This window comes from Micromonospora sp. NBS 11-29 (genome assembly GCF_002140155.1).
Taxonomy (GTDB): Bacteria; Actinomycetota; Actinomycetes; order Mycobacteriales; family Micromonosporaceae; genus Micromonospora.
In genome coordinates, this window is sequence record NZ_NAPR01000012.1 from 279,527 (window position 1) to 303,836 (window position 24,310).

17 protein-coding genes and 2 pseudogenes are annotated in these 24,310 nt (G+C 72.6%); 5 read left to right on the plus strand and 14 right to left on the minus strand.

The genetic code is table 11. The features are described from left to right. Positions 1 to 5 precede the first annotated feature (5 nt). From B1205_RS31635 to B1205_RS15840, 7 genes are all read right to left on the minus strand, one after another. Positions 6 to 686 (minus strand): LLM class flavin-dependent oxidoreductase, encoded by a 681-nt coding sequence (locus B1205_RS31635; RefSeq protein WP_254909980.1) that lies wholly within the window; start codon positions 684 to 686, stop codon positions 6 to 8. Between the two features lie 508 nt (positions 687 to 1,194). Then, complete coding sequence (locus tag B1205_RS15815) at positions 1,195 to 2,835, minus strand: dipeptide ABC transporter ATP-binding protein (protein WP_089156313.1); 1,641 nt, start codon at positions 2,833 to 2,835, stop codon at positions 1,195 to 1,197. Continuing rightward, positions 2,832 to 3,713, minus strand: coding sequence for an ABC transporter permease (locus B1205_RS15820; protein WP_089156314.1), 882 nt, complete (start codon positions 3,711 to 3,713; stop codon positions 2,832 to 2,834). Before B1205_RS15820 ends, B1205_RS15815 begins: the two co-directional genes overlap by 4 nt. 2 nt (positions 3,714 to 3,715) lie before the next feature. Further along, positions 3,716 to 4,309, minus strand: a complete 594-nt coding sequence (locus tag B1205_RS31640; protein ID WP_254909981.1) for an ABC transporter permease — start codon at positions 4,307 to 4,309, stop codon at positions 3,716 to 3,718. Positions 4,310 to 4,647: 338 nt separating this feature from the next. After that, positions 4,648 to 6,291 (minus strand): ABC transporter substrate-binding protein, encoded by a 1,644-nt coding sequence (locus B1205_RS15830; RefSeq protein ID WP_089156315.1) that lies wholly within the window; start codon positions 6,289 to 6,291, stop codon positions 4,648 to 4,650. A 184-nt stretch (positions 6,292 to 6,475) separates the two neighbouring features. Next, positions 6,476 to 7,018, minus strand: a complete 543-nt coding sequence (locus B1205_RS15835; RefSeq protein ID WP_089156316.1) for a flavin reductase family protein — start codon at positions 7,016 to 7,018, stop codon at positions 6,476 to 6,478. Between the two features lie 33 nt (positions 7,019 to 7,051). Then, positions 7,052 to 7,870, minus strand: a complete 819-nt coding sequence (locus B1205_RS15840) for a DUF1684 domain-containing protein (RefSeq protein ID WP_089156317.1) — start codon at positions 7,868 to 7,870, stop codon at positions 7,052 to 7,054. A 479-nt stretch (positions 7,871 to 8,349) separates the two neighbouring features. Between B1205_RS15840 and B1205_RS15845 the strand changes: the two genes are divergently transcribed. Then, positions 8,350 to 9,354, plus strand: coding sequence for an LLM class flavin-dependent oxidoreductase (locus B1205_RS15845; RefSeq protein ID WP_089156318.1), 1,005 nt, complete (start codon positions 8,350 to 8,352; stop codon positions 9,352 to 9,354). 29 nt (positions 9,355 to 9,383) lie between these two features. On the opposite strand, the gene B1205_RS15850 is transcribed toward B1205_RS15845, so the two are convergent. Further along, positions 9,384 to 10,700, minus strand: a complete 1,317-nt coding sequence (locus B1205_RS15850) for a family 43 glycosylhydrolase (RefSeq protein ID WP_089156319.1) — start codon at positions 10,698 to 10,700, stop codon at positions 9,384 to 9,386. A 184-nt stretch (positions 10,701 to 10,884) separates the two neighbouring features. Here B1205_RS15850 and B1205_RS15855 point away from each other — a divergent pair, with 184 nt between their 5' ends. After that, positions 10,885 to 13,020 (plus strand): discoidin domain-containing protein, encoded by a 2,136-nt coding sequence (locus B1205_RS15855; RefSeq protein ID WP_089156320.1) that lies wholly within the window; start codon positions 10,885 to 10,887, stop codon positions 13,018 to 13,020. Between the two features lie 33 nt (positions 13,021 to 13,053). Here the strand turns inward: B1205_RS15855 and B1205_RS15860 are convergent. Then, positions 13,054 to 14,223, minus strand: a pseudogene (locus tag B1205_RS15860) (metallophosphoesterase); the annotation flags it as partial. Positions 14,224 to 14,710: 487 nt separating this feature from the next. Further along, positions 14,711 to 14,920, minus strand: a complete 210-nt coding sequence (locus B1205_RS30340; protein WP_217809827.1) for a hypothetical protein — start codon at positions 14,918 to 14,920, stop codon at positions 14,711 to 14,713. A gap of 845 nt (positions 14,921 to 15,765) precedes the next feature. Here B1205_RS30340 and B1205_RS15865 point away from each other — a divergent pair. From B1205_RS15865 to B1205_RS15875, 3 genes are all read left to right on the plus strand, one after another. Next, positions 15,766 to 16,947: a tetratricopeptide repeat protein gene (locus tag B1205_RS15865; RefSeq protein ID WP_254909999.1), complete on the plus strand. Its 1,182-nt coding sequence runs from the start codon at positions 15,766 to 15,768 to the stop codon at positions 16,945 to 16,947. A 571-nt stretch (positions 16,948 to 17,518) separates the two neighbouring features. After that, the gene (locus B1205_RS15870; RefSeq protein WP_089156321.1) at positions 17,519 to 17,770 is read left to right on the plus strand and encodes a hypothetical protein; all 252 of its coding nucleotides are present in this window, start codon (positions 17,519 to 17,521) and stop codon (positions 17,768 to 17,770) included. Between the two features lie 15 nt (positions 17,771 to 17,785). Then, positions 17,786 to 18,046 carry a hypothetical protein gene (locus B1205_RS15875; protein ID WP_089156322.1) on the plus strand — a complete coding sequence of 87 codons (261 nt, stop codon included), beginning with the start codon at positions 17,786 to 17,788 and terminating at the stop codon, positions 18,044 to 18,046. A gap of 1,164 nt (positions 18,047 to 19,210) precedes the next feature. Here B1205_RS15875 and B1205_RS29775 read toward each other — a convergent pair. From B1205_RS29775 to B1205_RS15895, 4 genes and pseudogenes are all read right to left on the minus strand, one after another. Continuing rightward, positions 19,211 to 19,369, minus strand: a complete 159-nt coding sequence (locus tag B1205_RS29775; RefSeq protein WP_176308626.1) for a hypothetical protein — start codon at positions 19,367 to 19,369, stop codon at positions 19,211 to 19,213. Between the two features lie 109 nt (positions 19,370 to 19,478). Further along, positions 19,479 to 21,113 carry an Ig-like domain-containing protein gene (locus B1205_RS15880; RefSeq protein WP_176308627.1) on the minus strand — a complete coding sequence of 545 codons (1,635 nt, stop codon included), beginning with the start codon at positions 21,111 to 21,113 and terminating at the stop codon, positions 19,479 to 19,481. A gap of 1,297 nt (positions 21,114 to 22,410) precedes the next feature. Next, positions 22,411 to 23,635, minus strand: a pseudogene (locus B1205_RS15890) (chitinase). A gap of 140 nt (positions 23,636 to 23,775) precedes the next feature. Beyond that, positions 23,776 to 24,310: CHAT domain-containing protein (locus tag B1205_RS15895; RefSeq protein WP_140158078.1), on the minus strand; the 535-nt coding region annotated here is incomplete at its 5' end.

Genomic DNA, 24,310 nt, shown 5'->3' on the forward strand with positions numbered 1-24,310 from the left:
CAGGGTCAGGCGGTCGCGGCGGCGTACCGGTTGGCCGGGCGGGGCAGTCCGAGCAGGTCGCGCAGCGTTCCTCCGGGGTAGCCGGCACGGAACAGTCCGCGCTCGCGCAGCGCCGGCACCAGGGCGCGGGTGACGGCGGTGAGGTCGTCGGGGAGCACGGCGGGACGCAGCCGAAATCCGTCCACACCGGCCCGGTGCCACTCCTCGATCAGGTCGGCGAGCTGTCCGGGGGTGCCGGTGAACGCGGCGGCGTCGGCGGTGACCTCGGTGGCGGCCAGGTCGTCGAGGTGGGCGCGGCGCCGACGGGCCAGCGCCGGTGTCTCGTCCAGCAGCACGAGCAGGTCGGCGAGGATGCGCAGCGGTGGCCCGCCACGGCCGACGGTCTCCTCGGTGGCCCGGATCTCGGCGACGATCGTGGCGGCGTGGCCGGCGTCGGTGGGGGTGACGAGGACGACGTCGGCGTGCCGGGCCGCGAAGGCGTACGCCACCGAGGAGTGGGCCAGGGCGACCACCACCGGCTGGCCCTGCGGGGGCCGGGGCACGATGGACGGTCCCTTGACGGAGAACCACCGGCCGGTGAAGTCGATGTAGTGCAGCCGGTCCCGGTCGACGAACCGGCCGGTGGCGACGTCGCGGATCTCGGCGTCGTCCTGCCAGCTGTCCCACAGTCGCCGGACCACCTCCACCGCGTCGCCCGCCTCGGTGAACAGGTCGCCGACGAGGCGTACCGTCTGCGGGTCGTCGAGGCGGGTGGGGTCCAGGGTGGGCAGGTCACGGCGGCCGATGTGCCGCGCCTCGGACCGGCGGGCGGAGACCCGGGGCCGCCAGCCNTGGCCACGGCGGTGGAGACGTGGAACGGTTCGGTGTGCGTGACGCTGGTCGTGGGCACCAGTCCGATGTGCCGGGTCAGCGGGGCGATGCGGGCGGCGACGAGCAGGGCGTCCAGCCGGCCGCGGACCTGGTCCGTGCGGCCGTCCGGGCCGTCGGGGGCGGTGGACTGGAGGTCGAGGCTGTCCTCCAGGGTGACCAGGTCCAGGGCCGCGCGTTCGGCCTCACCGGCCAGGGCGGCCCACCAGCGCGACGACAGCGGCGCGGTGGGGTCGGCGCGGGAGACCCGCCAGGCGGCCGGGTGCCAGCCCAGGCCGTCCAGGGCGGCGGCCAGGTGCAGGGTGGTGTCGGTCATCGGTGTTCCTCCTACGGTCGGCCGGCGGTGACGAGACTGGGCAGGGCGTCGAGCAGCGACCGGGTGTAGTCGTGGCGCGGAAGGGTGAAGACGTCGCCGACCGGGCCCTGTTCGACGACCGCGCCGTCGCGCATCACCAGCACCCGGTCGGCGAGGTGGTGCACGACGCCCAGGTCGTGGGAGATGAACAGCAGCGCGGTGCCGTCGGCGGCGCGCAGCTCGGCCAGCAGGTCGAGGACCTGCGCCTGCACGGAGACGTCGAGGGCGGAGACCGGTTCGTCGCAGACGACGAGGCTGGGACGGGGGGCGATGGCGCGGGCGATGGCGACGCGCTGGCGCTGCCCGCCGGAGAGCGACCGGGGATGCCGGTCGCGGAGCTGTGGTCCGAGGCCGACGCGGCGCAGCAGCTCCACGACGTGTTCGGCACGCTCCCCGCGGGTCAGCCCGGGGTCCAGGTTCTCGGCGATGACCCCACCGACGGTGTAGCGGGGGTCGAAGGAACTCACCGGGTCCTGGGAGATCACCTGGAGCCGGCGGCGCAGTGGTCGGCGGTGCCGCTCCGCCACCGCGGACCAGCGGGTCCCCTCGAAGGTGACGTCACCGGCGTCGGGTTCGAGCAGGCCGGCGACGATCCGGGCGACGGTGCTCTTGCCGGAGCCGGACTCCCCCACCAGCCCGAGCGTCTCACCGCGGGCGACGGTGAACGAGACGTCCCGTACCACGGTGTGCTCGCCGTACCGTTTGGTGAGGCCGGCGGCGGCGAGCACGGTGTCGCCGGCGCGCACGGGCGGGCGGACCGGCAGCGCGACGCGGGCCGGCGCGGCGCCGGGGCCGGTCCGGGCGGCTGCGCTGAGCCGGCGTCCGCGGGAGGAGGCCGAGGGCACCGCGTCGAGCAGTTGCCGGGTGTACGGGTGGGTCGGTGCGCGCAGCAGCCGCTCGGCCGGCCCCTGCTCGACGATCTCGCCGTCGCGCATGACGAGGATCCGGTCGGCGATCTGCCCGACGACGGCCAGATCGTGGCTGATCAGCAGCAGGCCCAGTCCGGCGGCCCGGCGTTCGGCCAGCAGTTCGAGGATCTGCGCCTGCACGGTGACGTCCAGCGCGGTGGTGGGTTCGTCGGCGATCAGCAGCGGGGGCTCTGCGGCGATCGCGGAGGCGATCAGGGCCCGCTGCCGCAACCCGCCGGAGAGTTGGTGGGGGTACTGCCGGGCGCGGCGTTCCGGCTCCGGCACGTGGACCTGGTCGAGCAGGTGAGCGGTGCGGCCGGCGCGTTCCCGACGGCCGACGATGTCGTGGGTGGTGAGGACCTCGCCGATCTCGGCGCCCACCGTGCGTAGCGGGTCCAGGGAGACCAGGGCGTCCTGGAGCACGAGGCCGGCGAGCCGGCCGCGGATGCGTCGCCAGTCGCGGGGCCGGTGGCCGCGGACGTCCTGGCCGGCCAGATCGAGGCGGGCGGCACGCACGTGTGCGCCGGGGCCGGCAAGACCGACCAGGGTACGGGCGGTGACGCTCTTGCCGGAGCCGGACTCGCCGACGACGGCGACGCACTCGCCGCGTGCGACGGTGAGGTCGATGCCCCGCACGGCCCGTATCTCGCCGGTCGGCGTGGGAAAGGTGACGTGCAGGTCCTCGACGGCGACCAGTGGGGTCATCGGGGTTGCCGCCCGTCGAAGCGGGCCTGCCAGTGCCGGCCGAGGACGGTCAGCGCCACCACGGTCAGGGTGATCGCGGCACCGGGCAGGATGCTGATCCACCAGCCCACCTGCAGGTAGTTGCGGCCCTCGGAGAGCATCGCGCCCCATTCGGGTGAGGGCGGTTGCGGTCCCATGCCGAGGAAGCTGAGGCCGGAGGCGGCCAGGACGGCCTCGCCGAGCCCGATCACGGCGAGCACCGGGATCGGGCCGAGCACGTTGGGCAGCACATGTCGCGTCACCAGCCGGGTCCGGGAGAGGCCGAAGGTGACGGCCTGCTCGACGAATTCGGCGCGGCGCACGAGCAGGGTCTGCGCGCGGACCACCCGGGCGTGGTGGGGCAGGGTGGCGATGCCGATGGCGATGATCAGGCTGGTGGTGCCGGGGCCGGCGACGGCGATGAACAGCAGCGCCAGCAGCAACATGGGAAATGCGGACAGTGCGTCGAACGAGCGGCTGAGCGCCTCGTCGGCGATCCGGTGGGCGAGGCCGGCGAGCAGGCCGAGCAGCACCCCGGCGGTGACCGCGATGGCGGTGGCGGCGAGGCCGATGGTGAGCGAGTGCCCGGCGCCGTGCACCACCCGGGTCCACACGTCACGGCCGAGGTGGTCGGTGCCGAACCAGTGCGCCGCGCCGGGCGGGGAGAGCACGGCGAGCGGGTCCGCGGCGAGCGGGTCGCCGGGGGCGAGCAGCCCGGGCCGGACCACGGCCACGATCAGCAGGATCAGGTACGCCCCGGCGGTCAGCGGGCCCGGTCGGAGCCGCCCCCGGGGGCGGACGATCGGACTGCGGGCCTCACCGTCGACGGGGACGGTCGTGCCGGTCAGGGTCACGGTCATCGTCAGCTCCTGCGCAGGCGTGGGTCGATGAACAGGTAGGCGAGGTCGGCGGCGGTGTTGACCAGCACGTAGACGGCGGCGGAGAGCGTCACCACGGCCAGCACGACCGGCATGTCCCTGCCGGTGACGGCGGCGAGGGTGACCTGGCCGAGCCCGGGCCGGCCGAAGACCTGCTCGACGATGACGGCCCCACCGAGCAGGATCCCGAAGAGCCAGCCGGCGAGGGTGACCGCGGGCAGCAGCGCGTGGCGCAGGGCGTGCCGCAGCAGCACGGCCCGTTCGCGCAGCCCGCGGGAGCGGGCGGTGAGCACGAACGGTTCGTCCAGGGCCCGGTCGAGCGCGTCGCGCAGGACCTGGGCGAGCAGTCCGGCGATGGGCAGGGCGAGGGTCACCGCGGGGAGCACCAGGGCCGCGAGTCCCTGGTCGCCGGCGACCGGGAAGAGGCCGAGCCGGAACGAGAAGACGGTGAGCAGCACGATGCCGATGAGGAACGTCGGGGTGGAGACCAGCAGCAGTTCGGTGCCGGAGCTGGCCCGGCGCAGCCAGGGCCGGCGGTCACCGGCGGTCGCCGTGGCGAGCGCGAGGGCCAGCAGCACGCCGAGCCCGGCGGCCNGCGAGGGTGAGGGTGGGGGCGAGTTGCTCGCCGATCACCTCCGTGACGGGGCGCTGTAGCAGGTAGGAGCGGCCCAGGTCGCCTACGGCGAGGCGGCGCAGATAGTCGAGGTACTGCACGAGCGGGGGCCGGTCCAGCCCCCATTCGGCGGTGATCTCGGCACGGATCCCCGGGGTGTCCGCGCCGTCGCCGACGATGGCGTCGACGGTGTTTCCGGGGGCGGCCAGCAGCGCGAGGTAGGCGGCGGTGGCGGCGGCCCAGAGGACGACGAGTCCGGTGCCGAGCCGGCGGGCCACGGCGCGTAGGCGTGGTCGGCTCATGTCAGTTGCCGATCCAGAGGTCGTAGGCGCTCGCGGGAACGCCGGCGGTGGGTTCGAACCGGACTCCGCCGACGCTGGTGCTGGCGGCGATCTGGTCGGCGGGGGCGTACAGGGGCAGCAGCAGGGCCTCGTCGGCGACGACGCGCTGTTGCAGGTCGGCGTAGATCGAGGTGCGTCTGGCCGGGTCGGCGGTGGCCTGACCGGTGTCCAGCAGCCGGTCGATGCCCGGGTCGTCGACCCTGGTCCGGTTGATGCCGCCCGTGCTGTGCAGCAGCAGGTTCAGGGCGGCGCCGGCGTCGGTGTCGGCGCGGGAGTTGTCGAAGACCTCGTACTGGTTGGTGTCGAAGGCCTTCTGGGCGGTGCCCTGGTCGACGAGGGAGATCGCGAGGTCGATGCCGGCGCTCTGCTTGACGGCGGCCTGCACGGCCTGGGCGAGGACGTCGCGGCGGTCCCGGACGTACGGGGCGGCCTGCACCAGCCGGACGGTGAGCCGCTTGCCGTCCCTGACCCGGTAGCCGTCGGGGTCGCGTTGCGACCAGCCGGCCTGGTCGAGCAGGGCGTTGGCCTTGCCGACGTCGCCGCCGTAGCCGCCCTCGAGGCGCTTGTCGTAGAGCGGGCTGGACGGGCTGATCACGCTCCACGCCCGGGTGGCGGTGTCGCGGTAGACGGACTTCAGCACGGTGTCGACGTCGACGGCTTCCCGGAACGCCTGGCGTACCCGCAGGTCGTCGAAGGGGGCATGGGAGGTGTTGAAGTAGTAGGAGTAGGCCGAGCCGGAGTTGAGCTGCCGACTCAGCCGCAGCTTCGGGTTACCGGTGACCAGGGGCTGGTCGGTGGCCGGCACGCCCTCGACGAGCTGGACCTGACCGGAGGTGAGGGCGCCGACGCGGACGGCGGACTCCTTGAGGAACCGGTAGGTGATGCCGTCCAGGTGGGCCGGTCCGGTGTGGGTGGCGGTGGGCGGCGCCCAGTCGTAGGCGGGGTTGCGCTTGTAGTGCAACTCCTGGCCGGGCACGTAACGGTCCAGGACGAACGGTCCGGTGCCGGCGACGTCGACGCCGCCGGCCTTGAGGTTCTTCGCCCCGCGCAGCGACTTCGGGGAGACCTGCGCCCCCTGCGGGGAGGCCAGGAAGTCGAGGATGAGCACGTCCGGGCGGGTCAGGGTGAGCTGAACCGTACGCGGGTCGAGCACCCGCACGGTGTCGAGGTTGCGTAGCTGCACGGCGGCGACCGTCGGGGCGTACCCGGGCTCGCGGAGCTTGTCGAAATTGGCCTTGACGGCCGTGGCGTCGAAGGGTGTGCCGTCGGAGAAGGTGACCTTGTCCCGCAGGGTGAGGGTGTAGGAGCGGCCGTCGGGTGCGGCCTGCCAGCCGGTGGCCAGCCAGGGCACGAGTTTTCCCTGCGGGTCGTAGGTGAGCAACGACTCGAACGTGTTCCAGACCAGCAGGCGGGCCTTCGCCTGGGCGTACTGGTGCGGGTTCAGGGTGATCGGCTCGGTCTCGACTGCCCAGGTGAGGGTGCCGCCGGCGCGGGGTTGACCGGCCGCCCCGGCGGCCGGGGGCCCGCTCGTGGCGCAGCCGGAAGTAGCGGTGAGCAGGGTGGTGAGGGCGACGGCGGTCAGGATGCGCAGGCGGTGCGCGAGCATGGGAGATCTCCTGTTGGGGCGGGCGCGAGCGGGTACGGCGAGGCCCCGACCCGGCCGGCGGCGCGGATCGGTCGAGGGAGTCGCTCTGGGGATGGCGGTCGGCTCGACGGTGAGCCCCACCTCGGCGGGTCGGTGCGACGCAGCGCGGGTTACCGGTCAGCGTCGCCCACTTCTCGTCAGCCGGTCAGGCGACGCGTCGGGCGGTCGGCTCGACGTGGTCGGCGAGATTCGCGTAGCGGCCCCGGTGGTAGAGCAACGGCGAGCCGACGTCCGCGTGCCACAACTGTTCCGGCTCGGCCAGGACGATGGCGTGGTCTCCGACGGTCACCCGGTCGATCACCCGGCACAGCAGCCAGGCGAGGGTGTCCTCGAGCATCGGCACGCCCTCGGGACCCAGCCGCCAGCGGGTCGGCGCGGCGAACCGGTCGATTCCGCTGGTCGCGAAGGTCCGAGCCAGTTCCTGCTGCTGGCGGCTGAGCAGGTGCACTCCCACGTACCGGCTGCGGGACACGGCGGGCCAACTGGAGGAGCCGAGGTTCAGGCAGAACGAGATGATCGGTGGCGCCAGCGACACCGAGGTGAACGACGTGGCGGTGAAGCCGACCGCCGGAGTGCCGGGCGCGGTGACCACGACGACGGTGCTGGCCTGGTGGCGCAGCAGAGTTCGCAGGGCGTCGGCGTCGGCGTCGGCGTCGACCGGCGAGAGGCGGTGGGCAGGCTTGGTCATGGCGTTCCTCCCCGAGGGTGGCTGAGCGCAGGGCTACGGTCTGGCGGGCGCGGTCCGCTCGTACGGGATCTTCTCGCCGGCCTCGACGGCCACCGGCAGCCGGTTCTCGGCGGGTGGTAGCGGGCAGGTCGCGAAGTCGGTGTAGGCGCAGGGCAGGTTGCTGGCCCGGTTGAAGTCGAGGGTCACCCCACCCCGTCCGTCGGGCGGCTCGACGGCGAGTGAGCGGACCGCCGGGTAGGTGGTCACTCCCGCCGTGGTGTCGGTGAACAGGACCGACAGGGCACCCGGCGTCGCGCCGCCGAAGGCGGTGAGACTCAGGGGCAGCCCGTCGACCTCGAACTCGATGCGGCCGGGTGCGTCGTAGACGTGTTCGAGGCCCTCCACGGCGGCGCTGACCGTGGTCGCGCGCGGCGTGTCGTACGGCACGTACCGGCCGGTGAGGACCCACCGCGGAGTCGGCGGATAGGTCGGGGTGCCACGGTAGGCGGTGCGCAGCGGGTGGTCGGGGCGGCGGGGCCGCACGATGTCGTGCCCTCCCCGGCGGGCGACCTCCACGACACCGCCGTCGACGCCGACGAGGACGGAGGCGCGTTCCGGAATCGGCCCGAAGGCGTGCCGGTCGGTCACCCGCTGACCGTCGAGAGTGATCTCCTCCCCCGGATCGAGCGTGACGACCACCCCGTCGTCGCCGGTGTGCCAGGCGCCGGGCACACCGGCGATCCGCTGTGGGGTGGGACCGAGCCAGTGCAGCCCGGTCACGGCGAGGAAGCCGTGCGGGTCGGCCAGCGCCACCTCGTGGTGGTGGTGCCAGTCCTGCCACTCGCGGACGAACGCGTCGGTGTCGGTGGTCATGGGGACCTCCCTGGATCGGATGGCGGATACACCGGAGGGGCAGACGGGATCGATGAGGGCCACCTCGGTGTGGGTGCCGTCGGTGACCGGGACGGTGCCGGGGTGCCGACGCCGGGCACGGCGTCGGTCGACGCGACACCGGTCGGGCGGGCGCGTCGGCGTCAGAGGGTGACCTGGCCGCGACGGTCGACCTCGCCGGGGAGCGCGTACGGTCGAGAGCACCGGGCCTGGTCATGGCCGGCGGTCGTCGGTGGTGGGGGCGCGGTGTCGAACGGCGCCGTCGGCCTCAACAGGCGCAGCTGCACACCAGAAGGAAGTCGACGAAGCGGCGCCGAATGAGAGGCGTGCTTCGGTCCATGTGGCGACAGTAACGGCCCGCCCATCGATCGGTCAGTACTGTTGTGATCCGGGTCACATATATTTCCCATAGAGTAAGAGGGTTATTCTGTGATCTCCCACAGCAGCGACGGAGACGCCCGGTGCCCCTGCGCAGACTCGGCTTCCTCACGATCGGCCTCTTCGACGAGACTGACCCTCGTACGGGCCACGAGACGACACTGTCCCTCATCGAGCTCGGCGAGCAGCTCGGCTTCGACAGCGCGTGGGTCCGGCATCGCCACCTCCAGTACGGCATCTCCTCACCGGTCGCCGTGCTCGCCGCAGCCTCCCAACGCACCCGCCGTATCGAGCTGGGCACGGCCGTCACCCCGTTGGGCTGGGAGAACCCGCTGCGGTTGGCGGAGGACCTGGCCACGGTCGACATCCTCGCCGGCGGACGGCTCAACCCCGGAGTGAGCGTCGGCCCGCCGATGCGCTACGACCGGGTGCGACATGCCCTCTACCCGGACACCGGCGACGTCGAGGACTTCGGCTTCACCCGGGTCCGCCGGTTGCTCGACCTCATCCGCGGGGAGCCGGCCGGCGACGGCGACGGCACCGAGGGATTCGAGACCTTCTCCCGCCGGGTGCAGCCGCACTCCCCCGGCCTGATCAGCCGGATGTGGTACGGCGCGGGTAGCCTGCGCTCCGCCCGGTGGGCCGGAGAGCAGGGCATGAACCTGCTCACCAGCAGCGTGGTCAAGGCGGAGGAGGGCAGCGACTTCGACGAGATCCAGCACTCCCACATCCGCGCGTACCGGGCCCACCACCCGGACGGGCCCGAGGCCCGCGTCTCCCAGGGGCTGGTCGTGATCCCCACCGACAGCGCGACGCCCGAGCAGCGCGGCCGATACGAGGAGTACGTCAGGCAACGCACCCCTCGCACCACCGCGCCCCAGGGACCCGGCCGGATGCTGTTCGCCCGCGACCTGATCGGCCCGTCGGAGCGCATCGCCGAGGAGCTGACCGCGCTCGCGGCATTCCGGGAGGTCGACGAGGTGGCCTTCGCCCTACCGTTCACCTTCGGCCACGCCGACTACGTGCAACTGCTCACCGACATCTCGACCCGGCTGGGTCCCCTGCTCGGCTGGCACCCCGCCGACTGACCGGCAACGCTCCGCAGAAGGTTGGACGGTCAGGCGAGCTCCAGGTAGTCGAGTTCCGCCCAGCGGCTGCGCTGGGTCAGGCGCAGCGTGTTCCACCCGGCGTTCAGCACCACGTCCGCGCGGGCCTGCCGCCAGGTCTCCCACCCGGTGTCCGGGTACGCGACCACCTGCGCGCCGCCGCCGTTGACGGTCAGCGTGTGCTCGGCGTCGCCGTAGCCGGCGGAGTAGCCGACGTACGCGGTGTAGCCGCCGGCGCGGGGCGCGAAGACGCTGACCTCGACCCAGCTGTCGGCGTAGTCGAGGTAGGCCGCCACCTGCCCCTGGGAGGCGGTCGTGGTGCTGCGGACGGCGCAGTGGTTGAGCGTGCCCCGCTCGGCCTCGTAGCGCACCCGGCTGCCCCGCACCACCGGGTAGTCCCCGGCCCAGCCGAGGTCGGCGACGTACATGCCGCGCGCGGAGTAGTTGTTCACCCAGCCGTGGAAGACCAGCCGGTCCCCGCCGGACTCGCGCACCACGTCCGCGCCGCCCGGCCCGCGCACGGCCCCGTCGAGACTGGCGGTGGTCAGCAGCGACCGGTACGCCTTGGTGTACGGGCCGGCCAGCGACGTGGCGGTGGCGTAGCTGGTCTGGTAGCCGTCGCCGCCGTATCCGCCGAGGGAGTAGAAGAGCACGTAGTGCGAACCCACCCGGGTCAGCACGGGCGCCTCGATGACGCCCGCCTCCTCGGCGCGGCCGCTGCGCAGCAACTCGACCCGGCCGCCCTGGAGCGTCACGCCGTCGGCGGCGACCGCCTGCGCCCACAGGCTCGTCGGCTGCCCGATGGCGTTGCCGTCGTCCTTGTAGAGCAGGTAGCGCCGGCCGTCGGTGTCGACGAAACTCGACGGGTCGATGTCACCGCCCTCGGCGGCGTCGCAGACCAGCGGGCCGGACCCGACCGGGGCGAACGGGCCGAGCGGCGAGGTCGAGGTGGCCGCGCCGATGCACTGGCGGCCGGCGGCCCGGCTGCGGGCGGTGTAGTAGAGCAGGTAGGTGCCGTCGGCCCGGCGCGACACGTCCGGCGCCCAGGTGAGCCCGCCGGAGGCCCAGGCGCCGAGCGTCGGCAGCGCGTCGGCGCGGCGGGTCCACGGGCCGGTCAGCGACGAGGCGGTGGCCACCGGCACGTTGCCGTTGCCGTTGTTCGTCGAGTAGGCGTGATAGGTGCCGCCGACCTTGAGGATGTCGGGGTCCGGGAAGTCGGTGCCGAGCACCAGGGACGGCGCGGTGGTCGCCGCGCTCGCCGGCGTGGCGACGAGCACGCACGACGCGGCGACGAACGCGGCCAGGACATGGGCGAGAGTACGACGCATGCCTCCCATGCAACCACACATGTCGATGCCCGGGTGCGGTGGCGGCGTGGTTCCGGAACCGCCGGATTTCCTTGACAGCCGCCTGTCCCGCACCGAACCTGGTCACCAGGGAGCGCTCTCCATCGCTGGTCACGGCCGACCGGCGAGCCCATTCTCCGGCCACCGCCCGCTCCTGGAGACGCCCATGAACCGCCATCTGGTCCGCACCCTCGACCCTCCGTCGCGTACCCGTCGCCGTCTCGTCGCCGCCACCCTCGCGGCGACGCTCGTCGCCACCCTGACCGGCCTCGCCGCCGGTCCGGCCCAGGGCGCCGACCCGCTGCTCTCCCAGGGCCGCCCGGTCACCGCCTCGTCCACGCAGAGCGCCGCCTTCCCCGCCTCGGCGGCGGTGGACGGCGACCCCGGCACCCGCTGGTCCAGCGCCGCCGCCGACCCGCAGTGGCTCAGCGTCGACCTGGGCGCCGCCGCCACCGTCAGCCAGGTGGTGCTCACCTGGGAGGCCGCCTACGCCACCGCCTACCAGGTGCAGGTCTCCGCCGACGGCGCGACCTGGACGACGCTGCGCGCCGTCACCGGCGGCGACGGCGGCGTCGACACGCTCGCGGTCGCCGGCACCGGACGGTACGTGCGGGTCGCCACCACCGCCCGGGGCACCGCGTACGGGGTGTCGCTCTGGGAGTTCCAGGTGTACGGCACGAGCACCGCCACCGGATGCGACACCACCGGCAACGCCGCGTTGAACCGCCCGGCCACCGCCTCGTCGACCGAGAACGCCGCGCTGCCCGCCTCGGCGGCGGTGGACGGCAACCCGGGCACCCGCTGGTCCAGCGCCGCCGCCGACCCGCAGTGGCTGCGCGTCGACCTCGGCGTCGAGCGCGCCGTCTGCCGGGTCGACCTCACCTGGGAGGCGGCCTACGCGACGGCGTACCAGATCCAGCTCTCCGCCGACGGCGCCACCTGGACCACCGTCCACGCCACCACCACCGGCGCCGGCGGCAGCCAACAGCTCACCGTGACCGGCACCGGCCGCTACCTGCGGGTCCTCGGCACCGCGCGGGCGACGGCGTACGGCTACTCGCTCTGGGAACTCGCGGTCCGCACCGCCGGCACGACGCCGCCGACGACGCCGCCCCCGTCCGGGGGTGACGTGCTGCTCTCCTACAGCAAGCCGGCGGTCGCGTCGTCCTACCAGGACGACGGCGCCTGCTGGCAGTGCTCGCCGGCGCGGGCGTTCGACCTGGACCCGGCCTCACGCTGGGCGACGAGCCCGACCACGGGCTGGGTCGACCCGGGTTGGATCTACGTCGACCTCGGGGCCACCGCGACCGTGCACCGGGTGGTCCTGCAGTGGGACCCGGCCTACGCCACCGCGTACCAGATCCAGACCTCGACGGACGCGACCACCTGGACCACGATCTACCGCACCACGACCAACCCGGGCTTCCGGCAGGACCTCACCGTCAGCGGCACCGGCCGCTACGTGCGGATGTACGGCACCGCGCGCAGCAACGGCTACGGGTACTCGCTGTGGGAGTTCCAGGTGTACGGCACCGGAGGCGCCCCGACCGCTCCCCCGGCCCGCCCCGCCGACCCGACGTTCCCGGCCACCACCCTCGTCTTCGCCGACGAGTTCGACGGGCCGTCCGGCACCCGTCCGGACGCCACGAAGTGGACCGTCGACCCGGGCACCGGGCAGAACAACGAGTCGCAGTACTACACCGACAACGCCAACGCGGCGATGAACGGCGCCGGCCAGCTCGTCATGGAGGCCCGGCGGGAGAACGCCGGCGGGCGTGCCTACACCTCGCACCGGATGAACACCGGCACGAAGTTCCAGGTCCAGTACGGCCGGATCGAGGCGCGGATCAAGGTGCCCAAGGGCAACGGCCTCTGGCCGGCGTTCTGGATGATGGGCGGCGACTTCCTCACCGGCCGGCCGTGGCCGTACAACGGCGAGATCGACATCATGGAGATCCTCGGCCGTGACACCTACCGCAGTTACACCACCCTGCACGCGCCCGCCTACAACGGCGGGGGCGGCTACGGCCAGGAGCGCGTCTGGACCGTCGACCTCTCCGCCGACTTCCACGTCTACGCGGTCGAGTGGGACAGCCGGGGCATGCGCTTCCTCGTCGACGGCACGCAGGTGTTCTACGCCAGCAAGGAGACGGTGGAGACGACCCGCGGCCCGTGGGTGTTCGACCACCCCTTCTACCTGATCCTCAACCTGGCCGTGGGCGGTGACTGGCCCGGCCCGCCGGACGCGACGACGCCGTTCCCGGCGCGGATGCTCGTCGACTACGTGCGCGTCTACAAGTGACCCGCGGGGCGCGGGGCGGCCCGACCGCCCNCCCGCCCGCAGGGTGAGCAGGGTGATCTCGCTCGGCGCGAAGATGCGGAACGGCGGGCCCCAGAAACCGGTGCCCCGGCTCGTGTAGAGCTGGGTGCGGCCGTGCCGGCTCAGGCCCTGCACGACCGGCTGGTCCAGCCGGACCAGATAGTGGAACGGCCACATCTGGCCACCGTGGGTGTGCCCGGACAACTGCAGGTCGACGCCGGCCGCCACCGCGTCGCCGATCTGCTTCGGCTGGTGCGCCAGCAGCAGCACCGGCACCTGCGGATCGGCGCCCGCGAGCGCCGCGGCGTGGTCCGCCCGGTGACCGGCCACGCCGGACGAGGCTGCCGTCACGTCGTCCACCCCGGCGACGACGAGCCGGGCGCCGTCCCGCTCCACCACGAGATGCCGGTTGTGCAGGGGCTCCCAACCGAGGGTCCGCATGTGCTCGACCCACCCCTGCGCCTCGCCGTAGTACTCGTGGTTACCCGTCACGTACACACGGGCCAGCCCGGCCCGGACGGCGCCCAGCGGCGCGGCCTGCGCCCGGCGCTGTTCGACCGTGCCGTCGGCGATGTCGCCGGTGTGGCAGACGATGTCGGCGGCCAGGCCGTTGACCACCTCGATGGTGCGCGACGACCAGCGGGCCCGGTCGATCGGCCCGTAGTGCGTGTCCGTCAACAGCACCACCCGGACCCCGTCGAGACCCGCGCCGAGCCGGTCGACGGTGACGTCCACCCGCCGGACCCGGGGCACGCGCATCGCCTCGGCGTACCCCCAGACCGCCAGGACGACCGAGACGACCACCACACCCACGGCCACGGCCCGGGACCGGATCGGGTCCGCGACGCCCGCCGCGCCCAGCACGAGCCGGGCCACGTTGCCGAGCAACGCCCAGACGAACAGGATCCAGACCAGGCCGAGGAGCGTGTCGCCGGCACGGGCCGCCGCGTCCAGCCGCCGGCGGCCGTGTCCCACATACATCAGGGCCGGGAACGCGACAAACGCGACGACGAACACCGCCGTGCCGGCGGCCACCACCGGCACCGGCCACCGCGCCGCCACCATCAACGTCCACCACGGCAGCCCGAACAGCAACGCCAGGACCGCGACCAGCGTCGCCCCGGACGCCAGCGGTCGCAGCGACCGCCGCCCCGACCTCACCTGCACGGCATCGCCAGTAGCCATCGTCGTCCTCACGTCGGGGTCCGTGCAGCATGACACGGTCCGGGCCGGATCGACCACGCCCCGAAACTGGGTACGGATGCCGCCCGTGGACGATCGGTCCGCGACCCGTGGGGCGGGCTCCTTCGGATACGATGAGCTACATCCGCCTGCGTCGATTGATGTCTGAGATTGATCAATGATCGCTGCCCGAGCGGACGACGCGTCCGCCTCGCTGCCGGACCCGGGTCGGGTTCGCACGCTCGACGAGCTCACCGCGGCGTTGAGGTGCCTGAAGGTCTGGGCCGGGAACCCGTCCTACGAACGGATCACCAACCAGGTCAACAACGCGTGGCGGGCCGCCGGTCGCCCGGCCAGCGAGTTGACCAGACGACCCACGGTCGTGGACTGTTTCAAGCCCGGTCGGCGACGGCTGAACACCGACCTCGTCACCGCGATCGTGCAGGCCCTGCACCCGGACGAGGGCTACGTGCACCAGTGGCGCCAGGCGTTACGGGTGACAAGCGGGGAGGCCCAGGCTGCCGCCGTGGTACGGGTCCAGGACCGGCTGCCGCCCGACCTGACCGGGTTCATCGGCCGTGCCACCGAACTCAGCCAGCTCCGTCACGCCCTCGGCCACGACCGGCACCCCGACGGAACGACGGCGGTCGCGGTGATCGAGGGGATGGCCGGGGTCGGCAAGACGCAGCTCGCCATCCACGCCGGACACGTCCTGACCCGGGAATCCCGCTTCGACCGGACACTCTTCGTCAATCTACGCGGATTCTTCCCCGACCCCGCCCGGCCTCCCGCGGACCCGGCCGCCGTTCTGGACGGCTTCCTACGCCTGCTCGGCGTACCGGCCCACCGGATCCCCCATGATCTTCCCGCCCGCACGGCGGCCTACCGCAGGCAGCTCACCGGCACCCGTACCCTGATCGTGTTGGACAACGCCGCGGATGTCGACCAGGTCCGGCCGCTCCTCCCCGCGGTTCCCGGCTGTCTCACCCTGATCNGTTCGCCGTGCACGAGGCCGTCGACTATCTCGCCCGGGTCGTCAGCCACATCCCCGCGGGCGACGATCCCGCCGCGGCGGCGCGCATCGCACGGCGCTGTGGCCATCTCCCGCTGGCCCTCGACCTGACCACCGGACACATACGGGCCACACCCGGCTGGACCCTCACCGACCACGCCGACCGGCTCGACGAACGCCACCGCCAGCGACGCCTGGAAACCGGCGTCGAACTCGCCCTCGATCTCTCCTACCATCATCTGCCCGTCGACCAGCGCCGGCTGCTGCGGCTGCTGGCGCTGCACCCGGGACAGGACAGCGACGCCTACGCTGCCGCCGCCCTGACCGATGCCGACCTGGACACCACCCACGCCCACCTGGACCACCTGTGCCGCGACCACCTCCTCCAGCAGGCCGCCTCGGGCCGGTACACGTTGCACGACCTCGTCCGCGCCTTCGCTGTCACCCGCGCCCACGACGAAGTCCGTCCCGCCGACCGCCGGGCAGCGCTGACCCGCCTGTTCGACCACTATCTCGCCACGGCCGCCGCCGCCATGAACGCCCTCCACCCCGCACAGGCGCACCTTCGTCCCGACATTCCGCCGGCCGGCACACCCGCCCCCGATCTGACCGACCCGGACAGCGCACTCGCCTGGCTCGACATCGAGCGGCCCACCCTGGTCACCGTCGCGGCCCACGCCGCCAACCACGGCTGGCCAACCCACACGATCCGCCTCTCCCGCCTCCTGTACCGCTACTTCGCCGGAGGTCACGGCAGCGACGCCGTCGCCGTCCACAGTCATGCCCTCCAGGCAGCCCGGCACACCGGCGACGTCACCGAGCAGGCTCACGCCCTGACCGACCTCGGCGTGGCCCACCTCTGGGTCGCCCGGTACGAATCCGCGGTCGAACACCTCACCGCGGCCCTGCGCCTGTTCAACCAGACCGGGCACGGATTCGGGCAGGCCCGGACCCAGACCAACCTCGGCGTCGCCGAACAGCGGCTGGGCCACTACCGCGCGGCTGCCGCCCACTTCGCGCAGGCCCGGACCGCGCACCTGCGCAGCGGGGACCGGATCGGCCAAGCCCGCGCCTTGAGCAACCTGGGCGACGTCGAACAGCGGCTGGGCCACTACCGCAAGGCCGCCGGGCACCTCCGACAGGCGCTCACCCTCTACCGGCAGAGCGGGGACCAGGCCGGCGAGGCGGTGTCGCTGGCCAACCTCGCGGAGGTCGACACGCGATCCGGCCGGTACGGGACGGCTGCCGAGAACCTCGCCCAGGCGCTCGCCCTGTTCCGTCAGGCCGGTCATCGCAACGGCGAAGCCTGGGCCCTGGACGGGCTGGGCATCCTCCACCGCCACCTCGGACAACCCGCCGAGGCCGTCCGGTATCACCAGCAGGCCCTGACGATCCTGGAGATGACCGGCGACAGGCACAGCGCGGCATGGGCGCTCAACGGGCTCGGCGAGGCCACGCTCGCCGCCGGCGACGCCACCGGCGCGCTCACCCATCACACCGCCGCCCACACCATCGCCGTCGAGATCGGCGCCCGGGACCAGCGGGCCCGCGCCCACGCCGGGCTTGCCAACGCCCATCGCGCCCTCGACCACCGCGATCAGACCCGTGAGCACTACCAGCACGCCCTGGCCATCTACACCGATCTCGGCACGCCGGAGGCCGACGAGATCCGCACCTGGCTCGCCACCCTCGACACCGCGGACACCCGCACCTGACCGAATCTCCGGGGATGCCCGGTCGTGGACACATCCCCGGAGACCACACGTTGCCTGCCGGCTGGGGTTACCCGCCGGCCCTGCGACATCCCGCTGGGGAACACGTCGGCGTCGGACAGGTCGGATGGGTGTTTCCCGGTACGCAGGCCGGCGGNCGGACGCGCCCAGCACGGCGACGTCCAGGGCGCACGTGTCGAGCCACTGGGTGGTGACCTGCCTGGCGCGGCAGGTGTCCTGCGCCCACAGACGGGTGTTCACATTGAGGTTGCCGGCGTAGAACGGCGCCGTCGGGTTGCCCACGGAAACGGTGGCGCAGGGTTGCAGCAGGGTGGCGGACGGGCTGACCCGCCAACTGCTCCCGAACCTGTCGTAGAGGTCGGCGTGGGAGAGCGGAACGCGCAGGACGGTGCCGTCCCTGGTTTCGAGATAGCGGGGATCGTCGTTGGGGTTGCCCAGTAGGCCACGCACCGTCGTTGCCCCAGGTCCGACGCCGACACCCAGGTCGAGGTAGCCGGTGTTGACGGTGGCGCGGACGCTGTTGCCCGCCGCGTCCTTGAAGGTGTAAACGTTGTTGACCCGGTCGATCGCCACCCCGTTGGGCAGCAGCAGTGACTGGCCGGCCGGCAGGCTGGTGGTGGTGCCGTTCACCACCAGACGCGTTCCGTCGCACAGCGCCAACCTCGAGGTGCCCATCCTCAGCGCGACCGACCGATTGACCGAGGTGTTGGGCCAGTTCGGGGCACCGGACACCTTGCGTGTCTGCACCTCGAACGCGGAACCGGCCTGTGCCTCGACGAAGTCTCCGGTGGCCTGGAAGTCGTAGAACAGACCACCGAACGTGTACTGGTGGGTGTCGCCGACGACCGCGGCGATACGGCAGGCCGACGCCGACGCCGGACCCTGGACCGACTCGTTGATGACGACGGCTGGCGCCGGGGTCGACGCGACCGGGCCAGCAGGCCCGAAGTTGAGGTTGTTCCGCTCGCCGCTGAAGCCGAAGTTCTGGCAACTGGGCTTGGCCGGGCTGCCGTCCTCGACCGTCGTGCGGACGTTGAAGCTCGCCTCGGGATTGAATCTGGCCGTCGAGCCGCGACCATAGCCGAACACGTTGAACTCGACCTGCGTCCACTCCGACCCGGGCTCCTGGGGGTCCGGCGGAAGAACGTGGAGGACGCCCACCCCCGTGGACGAGTAGATCCGTCCCAACCCGTCGTTGAAGGTAGCGGTGTCGGCCTCCTGCCCGTCGGCCGTCTTCGTGATCGCGCCGTCCAGTCGCAGGGCCGGCCTCGCGATGCTCTGGATCGGCAGGTAGGGAAGTTCGATCGCATCGGTCTTGCGCGAGCAGTGGATCTCCGCGTCGTCCTGGACCTCCGTCCACCCTGACGGGCATGACTGACCCTGGGTCGGGTCCGGGTTGTAGTGCAGCAGCCAGTACTCGACGTACAGGCTGCTGGGACTGGGATCAGGATTGGGATTGCCACCCTTGGTGCCGTCGTTGGCGAACACGAACTGCTTCCAGCCCCGGCACAGCCCAGCGGTCGGCGAACCGTTGCATTCCTGGACCCGAAGGTGGTTGGTGTTGAGCTGGAACGTGTAGCTGCCCGGCATCGTCGGCGCGCTGGGCTCCCCTGGCGGAGCAGCGGGCGGGACGCTGGTCACGCTCAACAGGTTCTGCTGGTTCACCTTCTCGAAGCTGCCGTACGCGCGAGTGATGGGACCGGCCCCCGTCGGCCTTCCCGCGACGATCCCGATCCCGCCACCCACGTCCCGCCGCGGAGCCTGCGCGAGGTTCGGGGCCATCGGGGCCGACGGCGGGGCCACGCACCTGGTCTCCTGCCACTTCAGTTCCGGGTAGGCCGCGGTGAAGCACCCCTGCGCCGACGGCCGCGGCACCTTCACCATCCTCGCGTGCCAGGTCGGCAGGTCCCCTCGGTCGGCCGGTGACTTCTCGTCCGCGCCGGCGTGTGCCCCCATCCCCACCAGGATCGCCGCGATCGCGATGCCCACCAGCCTGGATGGTGTTCGGCGGTCTCGCGGTAGCAACCTCATCATCGTTCCCTCCCACCGTAGGTGGAATCACCGGGCGCCCGCCCTCAGGACGGGCCTGGCTGATGAGCGTCGCGCGACGTCAGGGCAGGCGGGGGAACCCCATACAAACCCATACCTGCCGCCGCGCGGGCCTGCTCGGTGGCGGCTTCCACCGCCAGGTTCCCGGCGAGCCATGCCCGCCACACGGGAAGCAGGCCCGGCGCGGCGGCCACGGTCACCGGACGGCCACCAGGCGCACCGCCGTCGGGACGGTCTCGTCGGTGCCGACGGCGGGCGGCGGCGGGGTGAGCCGGGGCACCCGGGTGTACTCGCTGCAGGTCGGGTAGGAGTTCTTGACGTGGGCCGGAATGTGGTCCGGCGAGGTGTCGGTCATGCGGCGCAGTCAACCGCCACGCCGTCCCGGCCCGCCAGGGGCACCGGTCCCGGCCGACCCGGGACGGCGGCACCCGCCCGGACGGTGGAGGTCCCGCGCCCCTCCCCGGTCACCGGCGCAGGTGACCGATGCCGTGCTGGTCGAGCCAGGCGACCGTCCGCGGCACGAACGTCGGCGCCGTCGGGCCGGCGCTGACGTCGGTGGCGACCAGCGGCACCTGGGCGGCGACCGGGAGCAGGGTGGACCGCCAGCAGGCCGGCGTGGCGCAGGCCGCCCGGTCGTTCACCCGCCAGGCGGCGGCCACGCTGCGGCCGTCCGGGTCGGCCGGGCGGTATTCCCGCCACCGGCTCAGGTCGTTGCCGCCGTCGATCCCGGCGGCGAGGACCAGGTTGAACGAGCCCTGGATGCGAAGCAGGCGGGTCTGCTCCTGCACGCCGAAGGTCGGCAGGCCGGTGCCCAGGCATGCGGGACCGCCGTCGCGCCAGCAGGTCCAGACCACCGCGGGATCGGCGCCGCCGGCCGCCGGGAAGTTGTCGGGCGAGATGTCGAGGACCACCGCGTCGTCGTCGCCGAACACCTCCGCCACCGCGCTCCAGAAGGTGCGGGCGGCGAGATCGTCGCTCTGGCGCAGCGACACGATGGGTGTGATGCCGGCGCGGACGAGCCGGTCGACGTACCGGGCCGCCTCGTCGAGGTAGCCGACGCGGTTCTGCCGGTCGGTGGGGCTGCCGGTGTACGCGTAGCAGGCGTCACTCAGCACGACCCGCACCGCGTCGACACCGCGGGCCCGCAGCGCGCCCACGGACGCGTCGTCGACCGGGCCGTCCCAGCGGATCGGCCCCCACACGCACTCGTCGGACACGGCCGACCGGATGATTCCGTGCGGCCGGTACGGCCTCGGGTCGGTGGTGACCGTGCGGATGCGGTTGCCGAACGCCTTCAGCGCGGGTGCGGCGCCGGGTGCCGGCGGTGGGAGCACCCGGATGCCGCGGACCTCGGCGGTGGCCTGGGCGCCGCCGCTGTCGTAGGCGGTGGCGGTGACGCGGGTGCCGCTGTTCGGCGGGACGCCGCGCCAGTCGAACGCGTACGGCGCGGTGGTGTCCACGGCGAGCAGCGTGCCGCGCGCCCGGAACTCGACCCGCTCGATCCGCCGGCCGGCCGCCGCCGTGGCCTGCGCACGGATCGGGATGATGCCCGGCGCGGCGAAGAAGTCGTTGGGCAGGGGTGAGGTGAGCGCCACCGACGGCCGGCCCGGCTGCGGGCTGGGCTGCGGGCTCGCCGAGGCCGTCGGCTGCGACGAGCCGGTCGGGCTGCCGCCGTCGCCGTTGCACGGCTGGCCGCTCAACACCCAGTCGGTCGGCTCGGGCTCCGTGTCCCGGTAGTTGCCGCCGAACCGCACCGTCACCGAGGCGCCGGTCGGCAGCGTGGACCCCGCCGGTGGGCGGAGCGTGGTGATCGGGTACAACTCGCCGCTGCCGAGCCCGTATCCGTCCGGCAGCCGGTCGTGGCCCATGGTGATCGTCTGACCGTTGACCTGCCGGAACCGCAGCCACCAGTCGGTGACGGGAGCGCCCAGGTTGGTGACGGTGAGCTCGGCCCAGTAGCCGCTGGACCACTCCCGGGTGATTTCGTAGTCCACCGTGCACGTCGCCGCGGCGTAGGCCGGCCGCAGCACCATCGTCGTGCCCCCGCCGACGACGACCGCGGCGGCCGTCGCCAGCGCGAAGATCCCGCGTCGCATCATGCCCCCGCATCTATCGATACACATCGCTCCATACAGCCTCGGCGGCCGCGGCGCGGTCTGTCAATACCGCGGCGCCTCGCGACGACGTGGAACGGGTGCGCCGGGCCGGCCTACCGCCGGCCCGGCGCGGACCCTAGAAGCCGGCGGAGATCCGGCTGAATTCCCAGTCGCTCTGGGCGATGCCGCTGCAGTTGGAGACCACCCCGCCGCCGGCACAGCCGCGATCCCGGTTCACCGCCCAGAAGGTGAACCGGGCCAGCCCGTTGCTCTTGGCGTAGTCACGGATCCGCGTCCAGGTAGCTGGCGTGGTGACCTCCTGCTGGTCGGACAGGCCGTTCATACCGGAGATGCCCATGTGGGCGTACGCCGTCTGGTCGTTCCAGCCGAACGTCGACTTCAGTTGGTTCTTCAGTCCCTCCGCGGCGTTGCGGGTGCTGGTGTACATGTCACTGCCGCCGCCGAAGTCGAACGGCATGATGGTGAAGACATCCACATTGGCGTTCAAGGCCCGGGCCTGGTTGATCAGCCGGACGCCGTGCGCGTTGGGGCCGCTCGTGGTCGTACCGAAGGTCAGGATCGTGGTGACGCCCGGGTTGTTGCGCTTGATGATGCCCAGCGCTCTGACGATGCGATCGGCGACGGTGTAGTTCTCGAACTCGTCGTAGTTCTCGATGTCGATGTCGATGGCCTTGAGGTTGAACGTGTTGATGACCTTCTGGTACGCCCCGGCGAGGGCCTCCGGGGTGGAGCAGTTCGGGCCGAGCTTGTTGCCCTGCCAGCCGCCGATCGACGGGACGATGGTCGCGCCGGCCGCCTTGGCCTGGTTGATCCATGCCTCGTGGACGCCGCCGGTCAGGCCGCCCTCGCCGTCCCAGACCGGGTTGCAGCCGTTCGCCAGCACGAACGCGACGGTGAACGCCCGCACGCCCTGGCCGGTGATCGTCGAGGGCGCCGGCGGGTTGCCCCAGCCGGGATAGACGTACGGCGCCGCCGCCATCTTGCCGGCCGGCGGCGGGTTGGTCGGGCCGGTGGGCGGCGGGGTGGTCGGGGTGGTGCCGCCACAGGCACCCTGGTTGGCCCAGACGTCCCACTGGCCGCTGTGCGTGGCCGGGTTCTCGTTCTNCGAAGCCTGGCCGCCACCGACGTATGCCTGGGACGCGGACCAGGCCGGGTAGCAGGACGCGGCCGCGCTCGACGTGGACATCGGGACGATCGCGATCGCGGTGGCGGTAACCGCGACGGCGGCCAGGGCCAGGAACTTCTGCCTGAGTTTCATGACACTCTCCTGCGAGGGGGGTCAGGGAAGGGTGTTGAGGTGGGGACGGACGGTGTTGGCAAAACCGTTCCCGTTGGTCACGTCCCAGTTGACGGACCACGTCATGGCGCCTCGGATTCCGGGGTAGGTGCGCGGCGGCTTGAAGGAGCCGCAGTTCGTGCCCTTGGCGAGGCAGTCGAGAGCCTGGTTCACCACCGAGGGGTTGACGTAGCCGCCGCCTGCGGCGCTCGGCGCGGCCGGCAGTCCGAGGGACACCTGATCCGGTCGGAGGCCGTTCTCGAGTTGGATGCAGGCGAGGGCCACGAGGAAGTTGACCGAACCTTGGCCGTACGCGGCTCTGTTGTCGCAGCCGAGCATCGCACCGGAGTTGTAGAACTGCGTGTGGACGACGGTCAGGATGTCCTTGATGCTCAGCGCCAATTGGAAGTACTGGCCGCCGGTGCTCTGCATGTCGATGGTCTGCGGCGCCATCGTGATGATCAGGTTAGGGTTCGTCCGCCTGCGGATGTCGCGCAGCGCCTGACTCATGTACGTCGCGTTGACACCGTTCTCCAGGTCGATGTCGACGCCGTCGAATCCGTAGGTACCGATGAGGCCGACGATCGAGTTGGCGAAGTTCGTGGCGGCGCCGGAACTGGCGACCGAGACGGTGCCGCGTTCGCCGCCGACCGAGATGACGACCTTCTTGCCACGCGAGTGCAGGGTGGCGATGTCGTTCTTGAAGTCGGCGTTGGTGTAGCCGCCGAGCGAGGCGCTCAGGCCCGCATCGATGCCGAAGGAGACCGCGCCGGGTGTGCTCGTCGCATCGGCGAACGCGACCGCGACCAGGTCGTAGGCGGCCGGTACGTCGCGGAGCCGGATCTCCTGGGCGGGATTGTCGAAGTTGTGCCAGTACCCGGTGAGGAAGTGCTTGGGCAGCGGACCGTTGCCGGTCGGCGGGGGCGGGGTGGTCGTGGGCGGCGGGGTGGTCGGGGGTGGCGCGGTGGTCGGCGACGTCGTGGTCGGGGGTGGCGTGCTCGGCGGGGTGGTGCCGCCGCAGGCGCCCTGGTTGGCCCAGACGTCCCACTGGCCGCTGTGCGTGGCCGGGTTCTCGTTCTNNGGACGCCTGCCCGCCGCCGACGTACACCGCAGCGGACGACCAGGTGGGGTAGCAGGCGGCGGCCGCGGAGGCGGACGACGCCAGGTAGACGGTGGTAGCACCGGCGGCCAGTACGGCGGCCAGGGCAAGGATGGCAGGGCGGCGCATGGGGTGGGCCTTCCGGATCGGATCGGGACCGGGGCCCTATTATTAGGACTGTTAACAGTAAAGTTCTAGAGGTAGACCGATCTGAATTTTTCGCACCCCGCACGGCGGCTGTCTCGTTGACGGGCTCTGGGACGCCACCGTCAGCCGGCGCCGAAGCAGACGAAGGCCGCCGCGGTGGCCCGGGCGGGACCGTCGCCCGCCGCGCCGAACGCCCGCTGCGCGTCGGCGAGGGCTCGCGCCGGGCCGGCGCCCGCCCGCATCCGCTGGTGCAGGTCCAGCATCAGTGCCGTGGTGGGCTCGGCCGGCACGGGCAACACGGTCGCGATCAGGCACCGGGTGCCGAGCGCCAGGAGCACCGCGGTGAACCCCATGACCTCGTCGCCGGGGCGTAGCCCGGTCAGGCCGGAGTCGCAGGCGGAGAGCACCACGCAGCCGGGCGGCCGGGCGACCGCCTCCCACTCGTGGGCGAACAGCGGCCCGTCGGCCAGTTCCAGGCTGGAGAACTGCGGGTTGTCCGCGCGGAACGTGCCGTGGGCGGCGATGTGCACCAGCCCCGCCCCGTCCAGGGCGGCGGTCAACGCCGCGGCGGTGGCGTCGGGCCCGGTGAGCCGCCGCGCCCCGGGTAGGACCTGGGCGAGCCGGCACACCTCGGTGCGCCCGGCCGGCAGGCGCGGG

Coding starts and splice junctions, on each gene's coding strand:
- B1205_RS15830 (WP_089156315.1), bottom strand. CDS start 6,291: ATGCTCGCGCACCGCCTGCGCATCCTGACCGCCGTCGCCCTCACCACC.
- B1205_RS15815 (WP_089156313.1), bottom strand. CDS start 2,835: ATGACCCCACTGGTCGCCGTCGAGGACCTGCACGTCACCTTTCCCACG.
- B1205_RS15820 (WP_089156314.1), bottom strand. CDS start 3,713: ATGACCGTGACCCTGACCGGCACGACCGTCCCCGTCGACGGTGAGGCC.
- B1205_RS15880 (WP_176308627.1), bottom strand. CDS start 21,113: ATGATGCGACGCGGGATCTTCGCGCTGGCGACGGCCGCCGCGGTCGTC.
- B1205_RS15835 (WP_089156316.1), bottom strand. CDS start 7,018: ATGACCAAGCCTGCCCACCGCCTCTCGCCGGTCGACGCCGACGCCGAC.
- B1205_RS15840 (WP_089156317.1), bottom strand. CDS start 7,870: ATGACCACCGACACCGACGCGTTCGTCCGCGAGTGGCAGGACTGGCAC.
- B1205_RS15850 (WP_089156319.1), bottom strand. CDS start 10,700: ATGCGTCGTACTCTCGCCCATGTCCTGGCCGCGTTCGTCGCCGCGTCG.
- B1205_RS29775 (WP_176308626.1), bottom strand. CDS start 19,369: ATGACCGACACCTCGCCGGACCACATTCCGGCCCACGTCAAGAACTCC.
- B1205_RS15865 (WP_254909999.1), top strand. CDS start 15,766: ATGAACGCCCTCCACCCCGCACAGGCGCACCTTCGTCCCGACATTCCG.
- B1205_RS15855 (WP_089156320.1), top strand. CDS start 10,885: ATGAACCGCCATCTGGTCCGCACCCTCGACCCTCCGTCGCGTACCCGT.